Source organism: Actinomadura rupiterrae, assembly GCF_024172125.1.
Taxonomy (GTDB): Bacteria; Actinomycetota; Actinomycetes; order Streptosporangiales; family Streptosporangiaceae; genus Spirillospora; species Spirillospora rupiterrae.
This window is the reverse complement of sequence record NZ_JAMZEA010000016.1, coordinates 206,305-226,646: the sequence shown is the minus strand read 5'-3', so window position 1 is coordinate 226,646 and position 20,342 is coordinate 206,305. Positions and strand designations below refer to the sequence as shown.

The following is a 20,342-nucleotide window of genomic DNA, read 5'->3' as shown; positions in this document are numbered from 1 at the left end:
CCGCGCGGACTCGGGCGGACGCTCAGGCCGGGATGTGGTCGGTCTTGCGCTCCCAGTTGCGGTGGGCCGCGACGGCGGCCTGGACGCGGGACGCCAGGACGGCCTCGTCGGACGCCACGATCAGCGCCGGATCGTCGTCGGTGAAGACGATCCCGGCCTTCTCCAGCAGCTCGCGGCCCGCGCCGTGCGCGGCGACCGGCTTGCAGTGCTTGTAGGCCTCGGTGACGAAGTGCAGCGCGTCGCCGTCCTGCGCGAGCGCTTCGACGCACTCCGGCCCGCCGGGCACCACGACCGCGTCATAGAGGACGGACCCGACCGTCCCGAGGCGGCGCGTCACCTCCACGCGCGCGCCGTTCAGGGCCTGGACCGTCCCGTCGTCCGCCGCGAGCACCTCCACGATCGCGCCCTCGCGGATCAGCGTCTCGCCGACGCTCGCGACGACGCCCGACTCCACGCCGTCCGCGGCGAGCACCGCGATCTTGCGTCCGCGGGCCGAGGCGAAGGAGGTGTTCGCCTGGCTCAGCGCGGGCGACGACCGGCCGTGGTTCGGCAGGCCGGACGACTTGGGCGGCTCGACGCCGATCCCCTCCGCGACCCGGACGGCCAGCTCGTGGTCCACCTCGTTCAGGTGCGCGACGACACCCTCCCGGATGGGCCGGTGCTCGACCTTGCCCAGCTCGAAGCGGAACGCCGCGACGATGTGGTCCCGCTCCCAGTCGGCCATGCTGTTCCAGAACAGCGTCGCCTGGCCGTAGTGGTCGGCGAAGCTGTCGCTGCGCTTGCGGATCTTGCGGCCGTCCACGCGCTCCGGGAAGTGCGTGTACGCGCCCTCCCCGGCGAGGGCCGGGCAGCCGCCCGACAGCGAGTTGGGGTGGTAGGCGGCGCGGCCCTGGTGGATCTCGGTCTGGTGGTAGCCGTCCCGGTGGTGGTTCCGGACGGGCGCGACCGACCGGTTCACCGGCAGCTGCGGGAAGTTCGGCCCGCCGAGCCGGATCAGCTGCGTGTCGAGGTAGGAGAACAGCCGGGCCTGGAGCAGCGGGTCGTCGGTGACGTCGATGCCCGGCACGACGTTGCCGAGGTGGAAGGCGACCTGCTCGGTCTCGGCGAAGAAGTTCTCCGGGTTCCGGTTCAGCACCATGCTGCCGACCGGACGGACCGGAACCTCCTCCTCCGGGACGAGCTTGGTCGGGTCCAGCAGGTCGAAGTCGAACCGGTGCTCGTCCTCCTCCGCGATCAGCTGGACACCGAGCTCGAACTCGGGGAACAGCCCGGCCTCGATGCGGTCCCACAGGTCGCGCCGGTTGAAGTCGGGGTCCTTGCCCGCGATCTTCTGCGCCTCGTCCCAGGCGAGCGAGTGCGTGCCGAGCAGCGGCCGCCAGTGGAACTTCACGAACGTGCTCCGGCCCTCGGCGTTCACCAGCCGGAACGTGTGCACGCCGAAGCCCTGCATCGTCGCGAAGCTGCGCGGGACCGCCCGGTCCGACATCAGCCACATCATCATGTGCATCGTCTCGGGCTGGAGCTGGACGAAGTCCCAGAGCGTGTCGTGCGCGGACGCCGCCTGCGGGATCTCGTTGTGCGGCTCCGGCTTCACCGCGTGCACGAAGTCGGGGAACTTGATCCCGTCCTGGATGAAGAAGACCGGCATGTTGTTGCCGACCAGGTCGAAGTTGCCCTGGCCCGTGTAGAACTTCGTCGCGAAGCCCCGGACGTCCCGGACGGTGTCGGCCGACCCGCGCGACCCGGCCACGGTCGAGAACCGGACGAACACGTCGGTGTCGGTCTCCGGCTCGTACAGGAACCGCGCGGTCGTGTAGTCGGCGAGCCAGCCGTCGTACGGGTGGAACCGGCCGTACGCGCCGGCGCCGCGCGCGTGCACGACCCGCTCCGGGATCCGCTCGTGGTCGAAATGGGTGATCTTCTCGCGGAGCTGGAAGTCCTCCAGGAGCGTCGGCCCCCGCTCGCCGGCCGCCAGGGAGTTGTCGGTGTCGTCCACCGCGATCCCCTGGTCGGTGGTGAGCACCCCGTCGTCCGGGGCCACCCGCGCCTGGTCGAGCTGCCCCTGCTTGCCGGGCCGCCGCCGGCCGCCGCGCTGCTGCTGGTCGCCGGACTGCTGCTGGTCGCCGGGCTGCTGCTCGCTGGGCTGCTGCCTGTCAGCGGACATCCGTCCTCCTCGTCCTGGGCCGTCCCCTTCCCCCTGCCCCCGACACGGCTCCTAACCTCCGCCCGGGGCCCGTGATCGATCCGCGTCCGGGCGTGTTTTCCGTCCGCATTGCCCGGAGTTTTCCGTGCGCTTCCCGGGGAAGGGCACCTCATTAGGCGAGGGGAGCGAGTGGACGGGCATGCAGGGTCAGGGGTGGGTCCAGCTCGGCGAGTTGCTGCTGGCACTGGTGCTGTCGGCGGCGATCGGGCTCGAACGCGGGCTGCGGAACAAGAGCGCGGGACTGCGCACGCACACGCTGGTCGGCGTCGGCGCGGCGCTGTTCATGCTGGTCAGCAAGTACGGCTTCGCGAACGTGCCGGGGCCGCACGTGTCGTTCGACCCGTCCCGGGTGGCGGCGCAGATCGTGTCCGGCATCGGCTTCATCGGCGGCGGGCTGATCTTCGTCCGGCGGGACGCGGTGCGCGGCCTCACCACCGCGGCCGTGGTCTGGGTGACCGCCGCGGTCGGCATGGCGGCGGGCGGCGGCCTGTGGCTGCTCGCGATCGCCGTCACCGCCGGGCACTTCGGCGTCGTCCTCGGGCTCAACGGGCTCGTCCGGCTGCTGCCGCTGGAGCGGTTCGCCCGGCATCCGGGGCGCGTCCGCGTCCGCATGGTCTACCGGGACGGGCGCGGCGTGCTGAGACGCACGCTGACCGAGTGCACCGGCCGCGGCTTCTCCGTCGTCGAGGCCGCCGTGGACCGCGACCACCTCGACGAGGACTCCGACCCCGGACGCGACGAGCGGCGCGGGCGCGGCGAGACCGAACCGCACCACTCGGCCGCCGTCACCCTCGTCCTGGACGGCACGGGCGACGTCCACGACCTCACCGCCGCGCTGTCCGAGCAGCCCGGCGTCCTCGCCATCACCACCGGCGACGACCTGGACGACCGCGACTGACCGCACCGCCTCACGCGGGCGTGCCGGGAGGGCTCGTCGCGCGGGCGTGCCGGGAATGGCGAAAGGCCCGTGCATGACACCTCATCGCGGACTCGCCGGCGAGAGGGGCCATGCTTCCGGACCCTTCGACCTCACCATAATTCAGCGGCGGCACGCCGTAAAGACGCGGTCACGGGTGGTGAGCACGGGTTCAGTGCGCCGTCCGGTGAGGGTGGTGGCGTTGATGCGGCCGCAGGCACTCACTTGAGGGTGATGCGGCCGCGGGCGCTCACTTGAGGTTGATGCGGCCGCGAGCGCTCACTTGAGGTCGTACCAGGCGCGGACGCGGTCGCCCAGCTCGGGCTGGAGCTCCTCGGTCCGGGCGCGGATCTCGGCGAGGGTCTGGCCGGCCAGCGCGCGCCGCCAGGCGAACTCGGCGCTGCGCATGGCCGTGGTCACCGTGCAGGGGACCTGGAAGGCGCGCTCGGGCTGGTTCGCGCCGAGGCCGTGCCGCCGGATCTCGGTGCACTGGAACGCCTCGTCCGGGCCCTCGATCGCGGTCACCACGTCCATCAGGGTGATCTTCTCCAGCGGCCGGACCAGCCGGAAGCCGCCCCGCGCGCCCGGTGTCGAGGCGAGGATCCCGGCCCGGGAGAGGGCCTGGAGCTGCTTGTTCAGGTACGGCGGCGGCAGCTCGTAGCCCGCCGCGAGCCGCGTGGTCGAGACCGGCTCGTCCGTCCCCAGCCAGTCCAGCAGGAGGCAGACGTGCACCGCCCACTCGACGCCCTCGTTCATCCGCACAATCGGGACCTTACTTATCCAGTTTGCCGCGCGCAACGCGGGCGCGTGTGCCGTCCGTAACGGCATAGGGATTGCCCTACGCGGCTTCCGTAACCATTGTCCTGCTCTGGGTGGACGTTCAGTCTTCAAGGAGACCGGGGCTCCCACCCCCGCCGTCGGGTGTGCTCCACCGCCAAGGACGCGACGCGTCCGGAGCCGACCGCGACGGTGCGGTCCCCTCGGTACCGCCATAACCGAGGGGGCCGCTCTAGCGGCCTGCGCGTTTGGGACGCGTGCGTGGCCGGCGGTTCGCGCGGGTGTTCCCTCGGAGCGCCGGTCACCCGCGGGCGCGTCGCCAAGGTACGCGCCCACCTGGCACGGAGGATGAACCCCGTGAGCTCCCACCACCTGCCCCGGCGCGCCGGACTGACCGTCCTCGCCGCCGCGGCGCTGACCGCCGCCGCCGTACCCGGCGCGCACGCGGCCCAGCCCAAGCCGGCCGCACCGGCCGACACCGCGAAGACCGCCGCCAAGCTGGCCAAGCAGCTCGGCGACCGTTCCGCCGGCGCCTACCTGGACCGGACGACCCACAAGCTCGTCGTCACGGTCACCAGCGACGCCGACGCCCGGACCGTCCGCGCGGCCGGGGCCGAGGCCCGCACCGTCGCGCACGACCGCGCCGCCCTGCGCGCCGCCACCGCGCAGCTCGGCAGGACCGCGCGCGTGCCCGGCACCGCCTGGTACATCGACCCGCGCACCGACCAGGTCGTCCTGTCCGTGGACGGCACCGTCACCGGCGCGAAGCTCGCCAAGGTGAAGGCCGCCGCGGGCAAGCTCGGCTCGACCGTCCGGACCAGGCAGGTCCGCGGGAAGTTCCGCCCCCTGATCAGCGGCGGGGACGCCATCTACGGCGCGAACGTCCGCTGCTCCCTCGGCTTCAACGTGCACGACTCCAGCGGCAACGCCTACTTCATCACCGCCGGGCACTGTGGCAACGACTCCTCCTACTGGACGGACGAGAGCGGCAACGAGCTGGGCAACGTCGCCGACAGCCAGTTCCCCGGAACCGACTACGCGATCGTCCAGTACACCGGCAACGTCGACCACCCGAGCGACGTCGACCTGTACGACGGCAGCACCCAGCCCATCACGCAGGCCGCGGACGCCTACGTCGGCGAGTACGTGCAGCGCAGCGGCAGCACGTCCGGCCTGCACGGCGGCACCGTGAACGGCCTGGACGCCACGGTCAACTACGAGGAGGGCAGCGTCAGCGGCCTCATCGACACCGACGTGTGCGCCGAGCCCGGCGACAGCGGCGGCTCGCTGTTCGACGGCACCTCCGCGCTCGGCCTCACCTCCGGCGGCAGCGGCGACTGCTCGTCCGGCGGCGAGACCTTCTTCCAGCCCGTACCCCCGGTCCTCAGCGCCTACGGCGTGGACGTGGGCTGACCCCGCCCCGAACTCCCGGCCGTCCGCCGAACCCCGCCGGCGGACGGCCGGGAACCCCGCCCTCGACCCCCGTCGGCGGCTGGTCAGGAACGCCCCCGGCGGCCGGCCGGGAACCTCCGCCAGCGGCGCCCCAACCCACCGCCGACGGGCCCACCCCATCCGATCCGACCGATCCACCAGGTTCGTCCGCCCGCCAGAGCCCGGCCGAACCGCCTGGCCCGGCTGGAGCGGGCGCTCAGGTCGGACTGGTGGCCCGGCTGAACCGGGCGCCCTGCCTGAACCGGGCGGTCAGGCTGAACCGGCCGGATCGCCTGCACCAGGCTGACCGGTTGAAGCGGTGGGTGTGGCTAGGTTGGTGAGGGCGGTGCGGGCGCGCTCGACCAGGGGGTTCGGGTCGTCGGCGCGCCAGACGAGGTGCTGGACGGTGGTCGTCCCGGCCAGCGGACGGGCGGTGACACCGGCGCGGCGCAGCGAGCGCATCGAGTCGGCGAGCACGGCGCCGCCGAAACCGGCCGCGACCAGCGCGAGCAGCGTCGGGACGGACCGTCCCTCCGCCGCGATGACCGGCGCCACCCCCGCGCGGTCGCAAAGCGCGATGATCTCGTCGTGCGAGCGGGCGGACGCCTCGCGCGGCCACAGCACCAGCGGGATCCGGCCGAGCGCGGCCAGCGGGAGCGGCCCGGTCCCGGACGCCAGCGCGTGGTTCTCCGGCACGAACAGCGACATCGGCTCGCGCCACCACACCCGCGACGCGAGCCGCGGATCGCGCATCGGCAGCCGGTGGACGGACAGGTCGTACCGTCCGTCCAGCACGCCCTCGGACATGTCGGCGTCGCTGAAGCTCTCGTCCAGCCGGAGTTCGACACCCGGCAGCTCGCGGTGCAGCCGGCCGAGCGCGGCGCCGAGCGGCCCGTTGATCCCGGACGGCCCGAACGCGACGGTGAGCCGTCCGGACAGCCCGCGCGCGGCGAGCCGGACGTCCGCCAGCGCCGCGTCCGCCTCGGCGAGGATCACCCGGGCCCGGCGCAGCAGCGCCCGCCCCGCCTCGGTCGGCACCAGCCCGCGGCCCTCCCGCTCGAACAGCCGGGTGCCGAGCTCGCGCTCCAGCTCGCGAAGCTGGCGGCTCAGCGTCGGTTGCGTCAGGTGCATCCGGCGCGCGGCCGCGCTGATCGAACCCTCCTCGGCGATCGCGACGACGTAGCCGAGCAGCCGAATCTCCATCCATACCTCCCAAGCATGGCAAGCATAGAACCCTCTGCCTGAAAGGCAGCCACGCGCCGAACGGCCGCCAGGATGGGTTCATCGCAAGGAACCGACCGCAAGGAGCCATGGAGATGAACCGTTCGGAGCGTTTCGAGCACGGCATGAAGGTCCTGGAGCGCGTGGACGGCGAGGGCGGCAAGCGCGTCGTCGCGTCGCTCGGCGACGTCTCGCCCGAGCTCGGCCACCAGGTCGTCGCCTGGGCGTTCGGCGACATGTACGCCCGTCCCGAGCTGCCGCCGCGCGACCGCCAGCTCGTCACCCTCGGCGTCCTGACCGCGCTCGGCGGCTGCGAGATCGAGCTGGACGTGCACATCAACGCCGCGCTGAACGTCGGGCTGACCGCGACCGAGATCTCCGAGGCGCTCCTGCACTCGGCCGTCTACTGCGGCATGCCCCGCGCCATCAACGCCACCCTCGTAGCCAAGCGCGTCTTCGCCGACCGCGGCGTCTCCCCCCTCCCCACCGACGCCGACGCCTGACCCCCGGGACCCCCGACCCCGGGGGACGGCTGACCTCGCGTCGACGGCGATCGCTAACCTCGAAGCGACCCCCTGACCTCGGACGACGCGGGGGACGGCGACACGCACGGAGGAGCGGGACGTGACCTGGTACGAGCCGACCGAGACCGAGCGCGCGCACCTGCGCCGCTGCGTGGACCTGGCCGCCGAGGCGCTCGCGGACGGGGACGAGCCGTTCGGCTCGGTGCTGGTCTCGGCGTCCGGCGAGGTGCTCTTCGAGGACCGCAACCGGGTGAAGGACGGCGACAACACCCGGCATCCGGAGTTCGAGATCGCGCGCTGGGCCGCAGCGAACGTGCCCGAGTCCGAGCGCGCGGACGCGACCGTCTTCACGTCGGGGGAGCACTGCGCGATGTGCTCGGCCGCGCATGCCTGGGTCGGGTTGGGACGCATCGTCTACGCGTCCTCTACAGAGCAGCTCGGCGGCTGGCTGCGCGAGTTCGGCGCCGACCCCGCGCCGATACGCCCGCTCGCGATCAACGAGGTGGCCCCTGACGTGCCGGTCGCCGGTCCCGTCCAGGAGTTCGCGGACGAGATCAAGGAACTCCACCGCACCCGCTGAACGCGCGGCTCGCACCGGTCGCCGCACGGCCCGATCGAAGATCATCGGGCCGGGGTAGGAATCCTGCCGGGGGCGGACGGCCGTCCCGAGCAACCGGGGGGAACCGACGATGAGTGATCTCGTGGCGATCGCCTACGACGACGTGCAGACCGCCCAGCTGGTCCGGGAGCGGGTGCTGGACCTCCAGAAGCAGCACGTCATCGAGGTCTCGGACGCGGTGGTGGTCGAGCGCCGGCAGGACGGGCGTATCAAGCTCCACCAGGCGGTCCACACCGTCGCCGGGGGCGCGGCGGGCGGCGCGCTGTGGGGCGGGCTGATCGGGCTGATCTTCCTGCAGCCCCTCCTCGGCGCCGCGATCGGCGGCGCGACGGGGGCCGCCGTGGGCGCCGCGACCGACATCGGCGTCGACGACGCCTTCATGCGCCGCCTGGCCGAAGGTCTGCGCCCGGGCGCTGCCGCCCTCTTCCTCCTCGTCGAGAAGAGCACCCCGGACAAGGTCCTGCCGGAGGTCGCTCCGTTCGGCGGCCAGGTCATCCAGACCTCGCTGTCGAAGGACCAGGAGGCCCACCTACGCGACGCGCTCCGCCACCACCCCGTCCCAACCCAGCAGCCCGCCGACCCGGTCCCCGCAATCCCAGGAGACTGACCCCAGGCCGCACGTCGCGGCGGGCGGACGGCACCACCCACCGTCGCCACATGGGCGTCTTCGCGATCGACGCGCCCGTGCGCGGGGCGGACGGGGTGGGTTGCTGGAGCGGTCCAAGCGGGGCGATCATGGGGTGATGAGCGTGACGCGACCTGCCTCGCTGGGCGACGCTGCTGAGCTGGCCGAGTTGTACGGGCAGAACCGGGAGTTCCTCGCGCCGTGGGAGCCCGCCCGCGACGAGGAGTTCTTCACCGAGGCGGCGCAGCGCGCCGGGCTGGCGGTGATGCTCGACGAGCACGCGCGCGGGAAGGCGGTGCCGCGCATGATCGTGGACGAGGACGGCGCGATCGCCGGGCGCATCAACCTGGTCGACATCGTCCGGGGCGCGTTCCAGTCGGGGAACCTCGGCTACTGGGTCAGCGGGAAGGCGAACGGGCGCGGCCTGGCGACCCGGGCGGTCGGCGAGATCGTGCGGATCGCCTTCGAGGACATGGACCTGCACCGGGTGCAGGCGGCCACGCTCGTGCACAACGCGCGGTCGCAGAAGGTGCTGGAGCGCAACGGCTTCGTCCGGTACGGGACCGCGCCGGACTACTGCAAGATCGCGGGACGCTGGCAGGACCACACGCTGTTCCAGCTCATCCGCCCGGACGCCTGAAGCCCGGCCGCCCCGGGTGGGACGGCCGGGCGGAACCCGTGCGGGGCGCCGGAGGCCTACCGGCCCCGGTTGAGCTGGCGGGTCGGGAGCCGGCGGGCGTTCCGGTTGGCGTGGTTCGCCATCGCGCCCGCACGCGGGTTCTGGAAGTCGCGCTTGGACTTCTTCTTCGCGAGGGCCTTGGTGAAGGGCGGATTGTCGTCGTTCTGGAATCGCATAAAGAGACACCTCCGGGCATGCTCGAATTCGGCCTGGGAAAGGCCGCGAAAAAGGCTTGACCGTCTGGGGGCAGGTGTGGCGCACGCCGGGACGCAGGTGTGATGCCGCGGCAAGGTGTGCGTGACAGGTCCGGGGGACGGCCCGGTGGGGGAGATGGGGAGCGGGCCGCGACAGCGACGCGTCGTCAGGACGGGTGCGTGTCGGGCGGCTCAACCCGGAAGATGAATCACAGCTCCATGGCCGAAATAATAGCGGGCTCCACGGGTCTCCTGTCAACCGCTAATTCCGGAAAGAATGGCGCGGGCGCCGTTTGGCGCGATCTGTGGGGTACGTGTCGTTGACGCCACCGGCCGTCCCGCGCGAGGCTCGGTGCCGTGAAGCGGATCGTGTTCGTGGTGTTCGACGGGTTCCAGCCGCTGGACCTGGCCGGGCCGTTCGAGGTGTTCTCGTTCACCGAGCGGTACGAGTGCCTGGTCGTCGCGTCCGAGGCCGGCGAGGTCCGGACGCGCAGCGGGCTGCCGATCGTCGCGCGGCACGGCGTGCGCGACCTGGCCCCGGCGGACGCCGTCGACACCCTCGTGGTCGTCGGCGGCACCGGCGTGGACGCCGCCGTCGAGGACGAGGCGCTCGTCGCCTGGATCCGGGAGGCGGCGCGGGGCGCGCGGCGGGTGGCGTCGGTGTGCAGCGGCGTGCTGCTGCTCGGCGCGGCCGGGCTGCTCGACGGCAGGCGCGTCACGACGCACTGGGGACGCGAGGAGCAGGTGCGCCGCGCGCATCCCGAGGCCGTCGTGGACTGCGATCCGATCTTCATCCGGGACGGGCGGGTGTGGACGTCCGCGGGCGTCACCGCCGGCATGGACCTCGCGCTCGCGCTGGTCGAGGACGACCTCGGCCGGGCCGCCGCGCACCGCGTCGCCCGCGAGCTGGTGCTGTTCCTGCGCCGTCCCGGCAGCCAGTCGCAGTTCAGCGTCCCGCTGTGGACGGCCCGTCCGGAGACCGACCCGATCCGGACGGCCGTGGACGCGATCAACGCCCGTCCCGGCGACCGGCACGGCATCGGCGACCTGGCCGACCGGGCCGGGCTCAGCCCGCGCCACCTGCAGCGCCGGTTCGCCGCCGAGATGGGCGTGCCGCCCGGCGCGTACGTCGAGCGGGTCCGGGTCGAGGCGGCGCGGCGGGCGCTCGCCGAGACCGCCGAGCCGGTCGAGGCGCTGGCCCGGCGGCTCGGCTTCGGCACCGGCGAGACGCTGCGCCGGGCCTTCCACCGGACGGTCGGCGTCGCGCCGTCCGACTACCGCGAACGGTTCCGCTAGACAGGAAGGACCATCCGATGACCACGTACGGACTGCTGCTCTTCGAGGGTGCGGAGGAGCTGGACTTCGCCGGCCCCTGGGAGATCTTCACGGCGTCCTCGATGACCCGCGACGGCGCCGACCGGGCCGTCCTGATCTCCAAGTCGGACGGGCCCGTCCGGTGCAACAAGGGCATGCGCGTGCTGCCCGACCACACCTTCGACGACCATCCGGAGCTGGACGTCCTGCTCGTCCCCGGCGGCAACGGCCGGGTCGCGGCGGGCCAGGACAAGGTGATCACCGACTGGGTCGCCGCGACCGCGCCGACCGTCCAGTGGGTGACCAGCGTGTGCACCGGTTCGCTGCTGCTGCACGACTCGGGCCTGCTGCGCGGCAAGCGCGCCACGACGCACTGGGCCGCCGAGGACGAGCTGGAGGCGCGCGAGGGCGTCACGCTCGTCCAGGACGAGCGGTTCGTCGTGGACGGCAACGTCGTGACCAGCCAGGGCGTGTCGGCGGGCATCGACATGGCGCTGTGGCTGATCGGCCGGCTGCACGGGGTCGACCATGCGCGCGGCGTGCAGAAGTACGTGCAGTACTACCCCGAGCCGCCGTACCAGAGCTGAGCTAGAGGGTCCCGGCGGACTGCTCGGACGCGGCCTCGGACGCGGCCTCGGCCTCGGCGGCGGCCGAAGCCTCGGCGCGCATCTCCTCCATCTCGCGCAGCACCTTCTTGCGGGCGCGGCCCGAGAGGCGGTCGATGTAGAGCTTGCCGTTGAGGTGGTCGGTCTCGTGCTGGAGGCAGCGAGCGAGCAGTCCCGTCCCCTCGACGGTGATCGGGTTGCCCTCGATGTCGAAGCCGTGGCAGACCGCGGTGTCGGGACGGGCGACCGGGGCGTGCGGGCCGGGCACCGACAGGCAGCCCTCCTCGCCGTCGTCGAGGTGCCGGTCCGGGCCCTCGGGCAGGACGACGGTCGGGTTGCACACGGCGCCCTTGCGGTTCACGTCGTCGGCGTCGGGGCAGTCGTAGACGAACACGCGCAGGTCGACGCCGATCTGGTTCGCTGCCAGCCCGACGCCGTCGGCCTCGTACATGCTGGCGAACATGTCGTCCACCAGCGCCGCGAGGTCCGCGTCGAAGCTCTCCACCGGACGCAGGGAGCGGTGGAGGACGGGGTCCCCCACCAGGGTGATCGGTCGTGCCTGTCCGCTCGTCATGGCCTGCATGGTAGTCAGCCGGACACGGTGCCGGGCGCACCGCGATAATCGCGATCATGCGGTTCGGTGTGCTCGGTTCGACGGCGGCGTGGCGGCCGGACGGTTCGCAGGTCCCGCTCGGCGGCCCGGCCCGCCGGGCGTTGCTGGCGTTGCTGCTCGTCCGGCCGGGCGAGGCGGCGTCCGCCGAGGGGCTCGCGGACGAGCTGTACGGCGACCGTCCCGGCGGCGACCCCGGGCACGCGCTGCAATCGCAGGTGTCGCGGCTCCGGGCCGTCCTCCGGCCGGACGCCGATATCGAGGCGACCCCCGCCGGCTACCGCCTGACGGCGACGTCCGGCCCGTCCGGCGACGCACGCGCAACGGAGCCGCCGACCGCGCTGGAGGTGGACGCCGAGCGGTTCGAGTCCCTCGCGGAAGATGGGCGGAACGCGCTCGCCGCCGGGGACGCGGGCCGCGCGGCCGATCTGCTGGCCGAGGCGCTCGGGCTGTGGCGCGGGCCCGCGTTCGCGGACGCGGCGGAGGCGGCGTCCGGCGCGGCCGCGGCGGCCCGCCTGGACGAGCTGCGCTTCGCGGCGCTCGTCGCCCGCGCCGAAGCCGACCTCGCGCTCGGCCGCCACGATGCCGCCGTCGCCGAGCTGCGCGATCTGATCGCGCGGCATCCCCTCCGCGAGGACCTGCGCGCGCTCCTCGTCCGGGCGCTCGCCGCGGGCGGCCGCCAGGCCGAGGCGCTCGCGTTCTACGAGGAGACGCGCGTCCTGCTGGCGGACGAGCTGGGCGCCGACCCGTCGCCCGAGCTGGTCGCCCTGCACCGCGCCCTGCTCCAGAGCGGGCCCGCCGCGCCGCCGCGTCCCGCCGAGCGCCCGAGGGTGGCCCGGCCGGGCACTCCGATCAGCGGCTTCATCGGACGGGACGACGACGTCGCCGGTGTCCTCGGCGGCCTCGCGACCGGACGGCTCGTCACGCTGTTCGGCCCCGGCGGCGTCGGCAAGACGCGGCTGGCCGGCGAGGTCGCGCGGCGCTGGGACGGCGATCAACCGGGCGAGGTGGCGTTCGCGCCGCTCGCGCCCGTCGCCGACCCGGCCCAGGCGGTGCTCCAGGCGCTCGGCCTGCGCGAACGCGGACTGCTGGGCGGCGGTCCCGAGCCCGATCCGGAGGAGCGGCTCGTCGCGGCGCTGGCCGATCGCGCGCTGCTGCTCGTCCTGGACAACTGCGAGCACGTGGTCGCGGATGCCGCGAACCTCGCCTGGCGGCTCCTCTCCGAGTGCCCTGACCTGCGGATCCTCGCCACCAGCCGGGAGCCCCTCGACGTGGACGGCGAGCGGCTCTGGCAGGTCAGGCCGCTGCCGCAGGACGACGCCGTCCGGCTTTTCGAGGAGCGGGCGAGGGCCGCGCGCCGCGACGTCGTCCTGGACGGGACGCTCGTCCGGAACGTCTGCGAGGCCCTGGACGACCTGCCGCTCGCCATCGAGCTGGCGGCGGCGCGGCTGCGCACGCACGAGCTGTACGACGTGGCGGCGCGCCTGGACGACCGGTTCGCGCTGCTCGCGCGCGGCAGCCGCACGGCCGACGCCCGGCACCGGACGCTGCGCGCCGTCGTGGACTGGAGCTGGGAGCTGCTCACCGAGGACGAGCGCCGGGCCGCGCGCCGGTTCACCGTGTTCGCCGGGGGCGCGACCGCCGCGTCCGCCCGGGCGGTCGCGCGAGGGGACGAGGCGACCCTCGACGCCCTCGCCGACCGCTCGCTGCTCGACTTCTCCAACGGCCGCTACCGGATGCTGGAGACGATCCGCGCGTACGGGTCCGAGAAGCTGGCCGAGGCGGGCGAGACCGAAGAGTTCACCGACGCGCACGCCCAGCACCTCCTGGACCTGGCCGCCAACGCCGATCTCCTCGGATCGGGCCAGCTCGAAGCCCTGGACCGCCTCGCGGCCGAGCACGACGACCTGTTCGCGGCCCTCCGCCGAGCCATCGACGCGGGCAAGGCCGACACGGCGTCCCGCCTGCTCAACGCGATGTCCACCTACCTGTGGATCAGAGGGCTCGCAGGCTCAGCGGCACCCCTTGCCGTCGCGATCCTCGATCTCCCTGAGAGCGCCGACCTCCCCGGCGAGGAGTACGCAGTGATCGTCACGATCGCGGGTGCGAACGCGACCGACGAGCAGCGCGAGCGCGCGGCTTCGGCGCTGGCGGAGGCGGAACGTCCGCTGCGGAACTCGATGGCCGCGTTGCAGTGGCTCATGAACACGGTCGGCGGCGGAGACGTCCGCGTCCAGTTCAGGACGCTGATGGCCGAGCGGGAAAGCCCCGATCCGTGGGCGCGGGCGGCGGCCCGCCTGATGTCCGGTTATCCGCAGCTCGCGCAAGGCGACCTCGCCCAGGCCGAGCAGGAGTACCAGGACGCGGCCGACGGCTTCCGCGCGCTCGGAGAGCGCTGGGGAACGGCCCTCGCACTGGACGCCCTGGCCAACCTCGCCGCTACGACAGGCGACACCGTCCGCGCGATCGCCCTCACCGACGACGCGCTCGCGCTAGCGGGCGAGTTGGGCGCTGCCGACGACATCGCCGACCTCCTGTGCAACCGAGGCGACCTCCGCGCGCATGACGACCCCGAAACCGCTCGCGCCGACTATGCAGAGGCCGCCGCCGTAGCGCGCCGAGCAGGAAACGCCACCTGCCTGGCCGCCGCCTTGCGCGGCCTAGCCGACATGGCCCTCGCCAATGGCGACAAGGACGAAGCCCAACGCCTCTACGCAGAAGCCCTGGACCACTTCGACCCGGCCTGGGTGAAGAGCGTCGGAAACCGCGTCCGCACACTCATCGGCCTCGGACGCATAGCCGAACCCGACCCCAAGGCAGCCGACCTGTACCGGCAGGCCGTCGAGGTGGCCGCCGTTATAGGAGCGCTGTCGGAAGGGGCGCGCGCCATGGTCGCCATCGCGCGCCTGCACGAGGGCGAGCAAGCGGCCCGCATGCTCGGCGCCGCGACCGTCCTCCGCGGCATGGACGCCGTCAACGACCCCGAAGTCAACGCACTGGAACAGGCCCTACGGACGCGACTGGGCGATGAGACCTACGCGTCCGCCTACCGAGAAGGTCTGCGCCTCAGCCACGGAGACGTACTGCGCCTGGCAGGCGTGTCGGACGAAGTCGTGGCGAAATCACCGCTGCACGTCTTCCCCGACTCCTGACCCTGGACTCCTGGCCCTGGACTTCTGGCCCTGGACTTCTGGCCCTGGACTTCTGGCCCTGCACTTCTGGCCCTGCACTTCTGGCCCTGGACTTCTGAAACAGCGCCGGTGAGCGCGCGGTGAGGTCGCGGTGAGCGGCCTCCCGCAGAGTCGCGGGCATGACGAAGAACATCCTGATCTCGGGCGCCTCGGTCGCCGGACCGGCGCTGGCGTACTGGCTGCACCGCCACGGACACGCCGTCACCATCGTCGAGAAGGCGAGCGAACTGCGCGACGGCGGCTACGCGGTCGACTTCCGCGGCGAGGCCCACCTGCGCGTCCTCCAGGAGATGGGCGTCCTGGACGACATCTACCGCGAGCAGACCCGCACCGGCGCGATGGCGTACGTGAACGCCGAGGGCAAGAAGCTGGCGTCCATGCCGGCCGACCTGTTCGCGGGCGACGTGGAGATCCTGCGCGGCGACCTCGCCCGCATCCTCTTCGAGAAGACCGCGCCGTACACCCGGTACGTCTTCGGCGACTCGATCGCCCGCATGGACGAGGACCCCGACGGCGTGACCGTCACCTTCGACAGCGGCGCCGTCGGACGCTACGACCTCGTCATCGGCGCGGACGGCCTGCACTCCAACGTTCGCCGCCTCGCGTTCGGACCCGAGGAGCAGTACGTCTCGCACCTCGGCCTGTACTGCGCGATCTTCACCGTGCCGAACTACCTCGGCATCGACCACGCCGGGCTCGCGTTCACCACCCCCGGCAAGGTCGTCACGATGTACAGCGCGCGGGAGAACACCGAGGCCAAGGCCGTGTTCTACTTCGGCGCGCCGCTCACCGACATCGACCGCCGCGACGTCGCCGCGCAGCAGCGGCTGCTCGCCGAGACGTTCGCGGGCAACGGCTGGGAGTCAGACCGGCTGCTCGGCATGATGGCGGACGCGCCGGACTTCTACTTCGACTCGGTCAGCCAGGTTCGCATGGACACCTGGACGCGCGGCCGGATCGCCCTGCTCGGGGACGCCGCGTACTGCCCGTCCTCGCTGTCCGGGATGGGCACCGGCCTGGCGATGGTCGCCGCGTACGTCCTCGCGGGCGAGCTGGCCGAGGCGGACGGCGACCACACCGTAGCGTTCGCCCGCTACGAGGAGCTGATCCGCGAGTACGTCGCGGGCTGCCAGAAGCAGGGCCAGGGCGTCGCGAAGATGATGGTCCCCGAGAACCGCGTCGTCGCCTGGCTGCTGCGGCAGAACTACAAGCTCATGCCGTACCTGCCCGGCAAGAAGATGATCGCGAACAGCGTCCGCCGGACGGCGGAGAACATCGCCCTGAAGACCTACCGGGAGCGCCGCCGGTCCAGCAGCACCGGGGCCAGGTTCAGCGCGAGCAGCCCGGCGACCAGCGCGAACCCGCCCGCGTAGGACGCCACGGACACCACGATGCCGAACCCGACCGCGCCGACGCCCATCCCCGCGTCGTACGCGACGTTCCACAGCGCGCTGACCCGGCCGAACTCGGGCCGGGTCACGCGGTCGAACATCAGCGCCAGGGTCGAGGTCTGCGCGATGCCGAACCCGGCGCCGAACAGCAGCGGCCCGACGATCACCGCGACCGGGGCGCCCGTCCACACCAGCGTCCCGGCCCCCGCCGCGGTGAGCAGCACCATCGGGACGAGCAGGTGCCGCGCGCCGTACCGGTCGGCGTACCGCCCGGACAGCCAGCGCGTCAGCGGTGTCGCGGCCGACTGCGCGAACAGCGCGCCCGCCGCCAGCCCGGCCGTCGCGCCGTGCACCGCCAGCGGCACGAACGTCTGGAGCACCCCGGTCGCGAACGTGACGGCGGCGAACACCAGCGCGGGACGCGCCAGGTCCGGCCGCCGCGCCGCCGCGAGCAGCCCGCCGTGCTCGGTCGGGTCGTCCTCGCACCGGACGCCCGGCAGCATGCCGAGGACGGTCAGCGGGACCAGCGCCACGACGACCGCCGCGACGAACACCGGACCGAACCCGGCGTGCCCGCTCAGCCAGATCCCGATCGGCAGGCAGGACAGCGCGGGCAGCCCGACCGCGACCCCGTAGACGCCGAGCGCCTCCCCGCGGCGGGACGGCGCGACCGACTCGGCGGCGAGCGCGGTCCCCGCGACGACCAGGACCCCGAGCCCCGCGCCGCGCAGCGCGCACGCCAGCAGCACGGCCGGCAGCGCCCCCGACAGCAGCGGCAGCGCGGACGGCAGCCCCATCAGCACCAGCCCGCCCGCGAGCGTCGCGCGGTACCCGAACCGCGAGGCCAGCCGCGGGACGAGCGGCTCCAGCAGCACGGTCGCGAGCATCATCACCCCGGTGCTGAGCCCCGCGCCGAACCCGCCGCCGCCGTGCCGCGCGACGAACAGCGGCAGCGTGGACATCAGCAGGTAGCAGCTGGCCATCCCGCCGAGCGAGCACCAGAGCAGGCCGAGGAAGGCCCGGGTGAAGATCGTCGGCCTGGTTCCGGCGCGGACCGGGACGTCCTGAACGCTCACTGCCACCCTCCTTCGGCACGGGACCTCCATCGTCCGCTTCCGGCGTCCCGCCCGGATCAGGCAATCGCCCTATTTCACGGACCGGCCCGTCCGTGCGGCGTAAGACGCTGTGGCGTGGCCGCTGTGGCGTAAGACGCCCGCCGCCGGCCTGCTCGACCGCGGCTCCGGTCGAATACTGTGATCGTCCGCTGTGTCGACGTGTTCGCTGATAGGGATCCGGGTGGGCATGAGGACGGGCCTTTCGCGCCTCTCGGCGCGCGACCGCATGGGGCTCGCGGTGTCGGCGGCGCTCGTCCTCGGGCTGGCGCTGGGCGACGCGGGCTGGTGGCTCTCCGGCCGCGCGGGCGGGCACCGGGCGGGCTGCGCCCGGTCCGGGCAGCGCCTGCGCGTGACGGCCGACCCGGCGATCGCCGAGGTCGTCCGCAAGGTCGCGGACGAGGGGCCGGGCTGCTCGGCCGTCCGGGTCACGCCGCTCGCCTCCGCGGCGGCGGCGCACGCCCCGGACGCGCCGGACGTCTGGATTCCCGACAGCTCGGTCTGGCTCGACCTGGCCGACCACGCGACCGTCGGGCGTGCCGTCTCCGCCGCCACGTCCCCGCTGGTCTTCGTGCTCCCCGCGAAGGCCGCCGGACGGGACGGGCCGCTGCTGCGCACCCGGTCCTGGTCGGTGTTCAAGGACGCGGGGACCCGGTTCGGCCTCCGGCTGGTCGATCCCGCCCAGTCCGCCGCCGGCGTCGGCGCGCTGCTGCTCCTCCAGCAGGCGGCGGGCGGCGGCGGGAAGGGCCTGGAGGCGTTCGCGGACTCGCTGCGCACCGCGCAGACCGTCGCCGCCGGCGATCCCGTCGCCGAGAGCGCCGCCTACTCCACGCTGCGCACCGCCGACGGGACCACGCCCGTCCTGGTCGACTCCGAGCAGACCGCGTGGCGGCACCTCGCGCCCGGGCCGCGCGGGCTCCGCGTCGTCTACCCGGCGGCGGGCAGCGCCGCGCTCGACTTCCCGTTCGCGGTCCTCAGCACCGACCCGGTCCGGCAGCGGCTCGCCGTGGACCTCCAGCGGCGGCTGCGCTCCGCCCGCGGGCGGGCGCTGCTCGCCGCCGCGGGACTGCGGCCTCCGGACGGCACGCCGGTCGCCGTCCTCGCCCGCGCCGGGCTGTCCGGGGCGCCCGCACTGCTGCCGTACGGGCAGCCGGGCTCGGCGGCGGCCGTGCTGCGGATCTGGCAGCGCGTCCACCTCGGCACCCGGGCCGTCCTCGTCCTGGACGGCGTGCCCGCGAAGTACGAGGACGCGCTCCGGCAGGCGCTCACCTCCATGCCGGACGACGCGGAGTTCGGGTTGCGGACGGCGGGCGGGCCGTCCCCCTCGCGCGTGCCGCTCGGCGCGCTCGGCGAACCGGCCGCCGCCGGGACCCGCCGCGCGCGGCTGCTCGCCGCGATCCCGTCCGCCGCTCGGACCAAGCCCGCGCCCGCCGACCGGGCCGTCCTGGACGCCTACCGGACGCTCTCGGACGGCTACGACGCGAACCGGGAGAACATCGTCCTGCTGCTCACCGGCGAGCGCGCCTCGCTCGCCGACCCGGGCGCGCTGCGCCGGAGGCTCGCGGCGGCCTTCCGGACGACCCGCCCGGTCACGGTCGTCGCCGTGGCGCTCGGCGGCGCGCCGGAGACGCCGCCCCTGGACGAGATCGCCTCCGCGACCGAGGGCGGCGTCTACCGGATCACCGAGCCGGGCGGGCTCATGCGCCTGTTCCTCCGCGCCGCCGCCCTCCGCGCCTGCGACGGCCCGGAATGCCCCGGGTGAGAACCGCGGACATCGCCGTCCTGCGCGGTCTGGCGGCTGTTCGCCTCGCGGTCGTCCTGGCGGCCTTCGGCCTGGACGGCGCGGCCGGGCGGGAGCCGCTCGGCCTCGCCATACAGATCGTCCTCGCCGTGGCGGTCTGGTTTCGGGCGGGACGGGTCCAGGGCCTTGTGGCGAGGTGGCCTGTGCTGCTCCTCCTGGACGCCGCGCTCGGGGCGTTGGTCCTGTGGCGGCTGCACGCGCCGTTCCCGTTCGTCTGGGCCACGCTTTCGACCACTGCCGCAGCCGGGGCGTTCGTGCCGTGGGGCTGGCTGCTGCTCGTGTGCTCGGCGCAGATCGTGGCGTGCCGCCTGCTCGTGTCCGTGCTGCGGCCGGACGACGTCCGGCTCGCGCTCTGGCTGCCGCTGCTCTACCCGCTGGCGAGCGTCGCGGGGATCGGGGTGCGGTGGCTGCTCGTCCGGTACGCCGAGACCGAGCAGGAATCCGCCGCCGCCGAGGAACGCGCGCGGCTCGCCCGCGAGATGCACGACTCGCTCGGCAAGACGCTCGTCGGCGCGGCGCTCAGCGCCGAGACGCTGCCGCTGTGGATCCGCACCTCGCCCGAGCGGGCCGAGGCGGAGGCCGAACGCATCGCGGCGGCGCTCCGCGCGGCGAACGCCGAGGCGCGCGGGCTCATCGCCGGGCTCCGCGCCGAGACCGAGCCGCTGGACCGAGCGCTGCGCGAGCTGGCCGCCCGCTGGACCCGCGTGACCGGGATCGCGGTCGATGTCCGGACGGACGAGCCGCCGGAACCGCCTCCGGACGTCCGGGCCGAGCTGATCGCGATCGCGGGGGAGGCGTTGACGAACGTGGCCCGGCATGCGGACGCGCGGCGCGTCCGGCTGGCGCTCTCGGCGTCCGGGCTGGTCGTCGCGGACGACGGCCGTGGCTTCGTCCCGGAGGACGGCGTTCCGGACGGACACTACGGCCTGATCGGCATGGCCGAACGCGCTGTCCGCGCCGGATGCGGCTTCGCCGTCACGAGCGCCCCCGGTCGCGGGACCGCGATCACCGTCACGTTCCCCGAGGGCTGGGCCTAGGCGGTTGGGCCCTGGGGCCCAACGCGAATCGGGCCCGTGGGCTCTCGTCCCGCAGGTGGGGCGGTTGCGAGATTTGTCGCGCACAAGCGCAC

18 protein-coding genes are annotated in these 20,342 nt (G+C 73.7%); 12 read left to right on the top strand and 6 right to left on the bottom strand.

Features of this window, described 5'->3' with window-relative positions; translation table 11 throughout:
* Positions 1-22: 22 nt before the first annotated feature.
* Positions 23-2,164, bottom strand: coding sequence for a catalase (locus FHU30_RS41500; protein ID WP_253883214.1), 2,142 nt, complete (start codon positions 2,162-2,164; stop codon positions 23-25).
* A gap of 178 nt (positions 2,165-2,342) precedes the next feature.
* Here FHU30_RS41500 and FHU30_RS41495 point away from each other — a divergent pair, with 178 nt between their 5' ends.
* A complete protein-coding gene (locus tag FHU30_RS41495) occupies positions 2,343-3,101 on the top strand; it encodes an MgtC/SapB family protein (RefSeq protein WP_253883213.1) in 759 nt (252 codons plus the stop codon).
* Positions 3,102-3,398: 297 nt separating this feature from the next.
* Here FHU30_RS41495 and FHU30_RS41490 read toward each other — a convergent pair whose 3' ends face one another.
* Positions 3,399-3,875: an RrF2 family transcriptional regulator gene (locus tag FHU30_RS41490; RefSeq protein WP_253883247.1), complete on the bottom strand. Its 477-nt coding sequence runs from the start codon at positions 3,873-3,875 to the stop codon at positions 3,399-3,401.
* Positions 3,876-4,253: 378 nt separating this feature from the next.
* Between FHU30_RS41490 and FHU30_RS41485 the strand changes: the two genes are divergently transcribed.
* Positions 4,254-5,309: a S1 family peptidase gene (locus FHU30_RS41485; RefSeq protein ID WP_253883212.1), complete on the top strand. Its 1,056-nt coding sequence runs from the start codon at positions 4,254-4,256 to the stop codon at positions 5,307-5,309.
* Between the two features lie 288 nt (positions 5,310-5,597).
* Here the strand turns inward: FHU30_RS41485 and FHU30_RS41480 are convergent, their stop codons facing one another.
* Complete coding sequence (locus FHU30_RS41480; RefSeq protein WP_253883211.1) at positions 5,598-6,530, bottom strand: LysR family transcriptional regulator; 933 nt, start codon at positions 6,528-6,530, stop codon at positions 5,598-5,600.
* 113 nt (positions 6,531-6,643) lie between these two features.
* Here FHU30_RS41480 and FHU30_RS41475 point away from each other — a divergent pair, with 113 nt between their 5' ends.
* From FHU30_RS41475 to FHU30_RS41460, 4 genes are all read left to right on the top strand, one after another.
* Complete coding sequence (locus tag FHU30_RS41475) at positions 6,644-7,051, top strand: carboxymuconolactone decarboxylase family protein (protein ID WP_253883210.1); 408 nt, start codon at positions 6,644-6,646, stop codon at positions 7,049-7,051.
* A 121-nt stretch (positions 7,052-7,172) separates the two neighbouring features.
* Positions 7,173-7,652: a nucleoside deaminase gene (locus FHU30_RS41470; protein ID WP_253883209.1), complete on the top strand. Its 480-nt coding sequence runs from the start codon at positions 7,173-7,175 to the stop codon at positions 7,650-7,652.
* A 109-nt stretch (positions 7,653-7,761) separates the two neighbouring features.
* Positions 7,762-8,298, top strand: coding sequence for a DUF1269 domain-containing protein (locus FHU30_RS41465; RefSeq protein ID WP_253883208.1), 537 nt, complete (start codon positions 7,762-7,764; stop codon positions 8,296-8,298).
* A gap of 136 nt (positions 8,299-8,434) precedes the next feature.
* Entirely contained in the window at positions 8,435-8,956 is a 522-nt protein-coding gene (locus tag FHU30_RS41460; RefSeq protein WP_253883207.1) for a GNAT family N-acetyltransferase, read from the top strand.
* A gap of 56 nt (positions 8,957-9,012) precedes the next feature.
* On the opposite strand, the gene FHU30_RS41455 is transcribed toward FHU30_RS41460, so the two are convergent.
* Entirely contained in the window at positions 9,013-9,171 is a 159-nt protein-coding gene (locus FHU30_RS41455; RefSeq protein WP_253883206.1) for a hypothetical protein, read from the bottom strand.
* A gap of 375 nt (positions 9,172-9,546) precedes the next feature.
* On the opposite strand from FHU30_RS41455, the gene FHU30_RS41450 reads away from it, so the two are divergent.
* Complete coding sequence (locus tag FHU30_RS41450; protein WP_253883205.1) at positions 9,547-10,485, top strand: GlxA family transcriptional regulator; 939 nt, start codon at positions 9,547-9,549, stop codon at positions 10,483-10,485.
* 17 nt (positions 10,486-10,502) lie between these two features.
* On the top strand, positions 10,503-11,090 hold the full coding sequence (locus tag FHU30_RS41445; RefSeq protein ID WP_253883204.1) for a DJ-1/PfpI family protein: 588 nt from the start codon (positions 10,503-10,505) through the stop codon (positions 11,088-11,090).
* A gap of 1 nt (position 11,091) precedes the next feature.
* Here FHU30_RS41445 and def read toward each other — a convergent pair whose 3' ends face one another.
* A complete protein-coding gene (gene def / locus FHU30_RS41440) occupies positions 11,092-11,682 on the bottom strand; it encodes a peptide deformylase (protein WP_308211490.1) in 591 nt (196 codons plus the stop codon).
* A gap of 56 nt (positions 11,683-11,738) precedes the next feature.
* On the opposite strand from def, the gene FHU30_RS41435 reads away from it, so the two are divergent.
* Entirely contained in the window at positions 11,739-14,870 is a 3,132-nt protein-coding gene (locus FHU30_RS41435) for an AfsR/SARP family transcriptional regulator (RefSeq protein WP_253883202.1), read from the top strand.
* Positions 14,871-15,028: 158 nt separating this feature from the next.
* Positions 15,029-16,282, top strand: coding sequence for an FAD-dependent monooxygenase (locus FHU30_RS41430; protein WP_253883201.1), 1,254 nt, complete (start codon positions 15,029-15,031; stop codon positions 16,280-16,282).
* On the opposite strand, the gene FHU30_RS41425 is transcribed toward FHU30_RS41430, so the two are convergent.
* The gene (locus FHU30_RS41425) at positions 16,198-17,376 is read right to left on the bottom strand and encodes an MFS transporter (protein WP_253883200.1); all 1,179 of its coding nucleotides are present in this window, start codon (positions 17,374-17,376) and stop codon (positions 16,198-16,200) included. The genes FHU30_RS41430 and FHU30_RS41425 overlap by 85 nt on opposite strands.
* 226 nt (positions 17,377-17,602) lie before the next feature.
* Here FHU30_RS41425 and FHU30_RS41420 point away from each other — a divergent pair, with 226 nt between their 5' ends.
* Positions 17,603-19,174, top strand: coding sequence for a substrate-binding domain-containing protein (locus FHU30_RS41420; RefSeq protein ID WP_253883199.1), 1,572 nt, complete (start codon positions 17,603-17,605; stop codon positions 19,172-19,174).
* Positions 19,171-20,250, top strand: coding sequence for a sensor histidine kinase (locus tag FHU30_RS41415; RefSeq protein ID WP_253883198.1), 1,080 nt, complete (start codon positions 19,171-19,173; stop codon positions 20,248-20,250). Before FHU30_RS41420 ends, FHU30_RS41415 begins: the two co-directional genes overlap by 4 nt.
* Positions 20,251-20,342 lie beyond the last annotated feature (92 nt).

What these genes read in the sequence shown, in the direction of transcription:
- FHU30_RS41500 (WP_253883214.1), bottom strand. Translation starts at nt 2,164, where the DNA reads ATGTCCGCTGACAGGCAGCAGCCCAGCGAGCAGCAGCCCGGCGACCAG.
- FHU30_RS41495 (WP_253883213.1), top strand. Translation starts at nt 2,343, where the DNA reads ATGCAGGGTCAGGGGTGGGTCCAGCTCGGCGAGTTGCTGCTGGCACTG.
- FHU30_RS41490 (WP_253883247.1), bottom strand. Translation starts at nt 3,875, where the DNA reads ATGAACGAGGGCGTCGAGTGGGCGGTGCACGTCTGCCTCCTGCTGGAC.
- FHU30_RS41480 (WP_253883211.1), bottom strand. Translation starts at nt 6,530, where the DNA reads ATGGAGATTCGGCTGCTCGGCTACGTCGTCGCGATCGCCGAGGAGGGT.
- FHU30_RS41475 (WP_253883210.1), top strand. Translation starts at nt 6,644, where the DNA reads ATGAACCGTTCGGAGCGTTTCGAGCACGGCATGAAGGTCCTGGAGCGC.
- FHU30_RS41465 (WP_253883208.1), top strand. Translation starts at nt 7,762, where the DNA reads ATGAGTGATCTCGTGGCGATCGCCTACGACGACGTGCAGACCGCCCAG.
- FHU30_RS41460 (WP_253883207.1), top strand. Translation starts at nt 8,435, where the DNA reads ATGAGCGTGACGCGACCTGCCTCGCTGGGCGACGCTGCTGAGCTGGCC.
- FHU30_RS41455 (WP_253883206.1), bottom strand. Translation starts at nt 9,171, where the DNA reads ATGCGATTCCAGAACGACGACAATCCGCCCTTCACCAAGGCCCTCGCG.
- FHU30_RS41445 (WP_253883204.1), top strand. Translation starts at nt 10,503, where the DNA reads ATGACCACGTACGGACTGCTGCTCTTCGAGGGTGCGGAGGAGCTGGAC.
- def (WP_308211490.1), bottom strand. Translation starts at nt 11,682, where the DNA reads ATGACGAGCGGACAGGCACGACCGATCACCCTGGTGGGGGACCCCGTC.
- FHU30_RS41435 (WP_253883202.1), top strand. Translation starts at nt 11,739, where the DNA reads ATGCGGTTCGGTGTGCTCGGTTCGACGGCGGCGTGGCGGCCGGACGGT.
- FHU30_RS41430 (WP_253883201.1), top strand. Translation starts at nt 15,029, where the DNA reads ATGACGAAGAACATCCTGATCTCGGGCGCCTCGGTCGCCGGACCGGCG.
- FHU30_RS41420 (WP_253883199.1), top strand. Translation starts at nt 17,603, where the DNA reads ATGAGGACGGGCCTTTCGCGCCTCTCGGCGCGCGACCGCATGGGGCTC.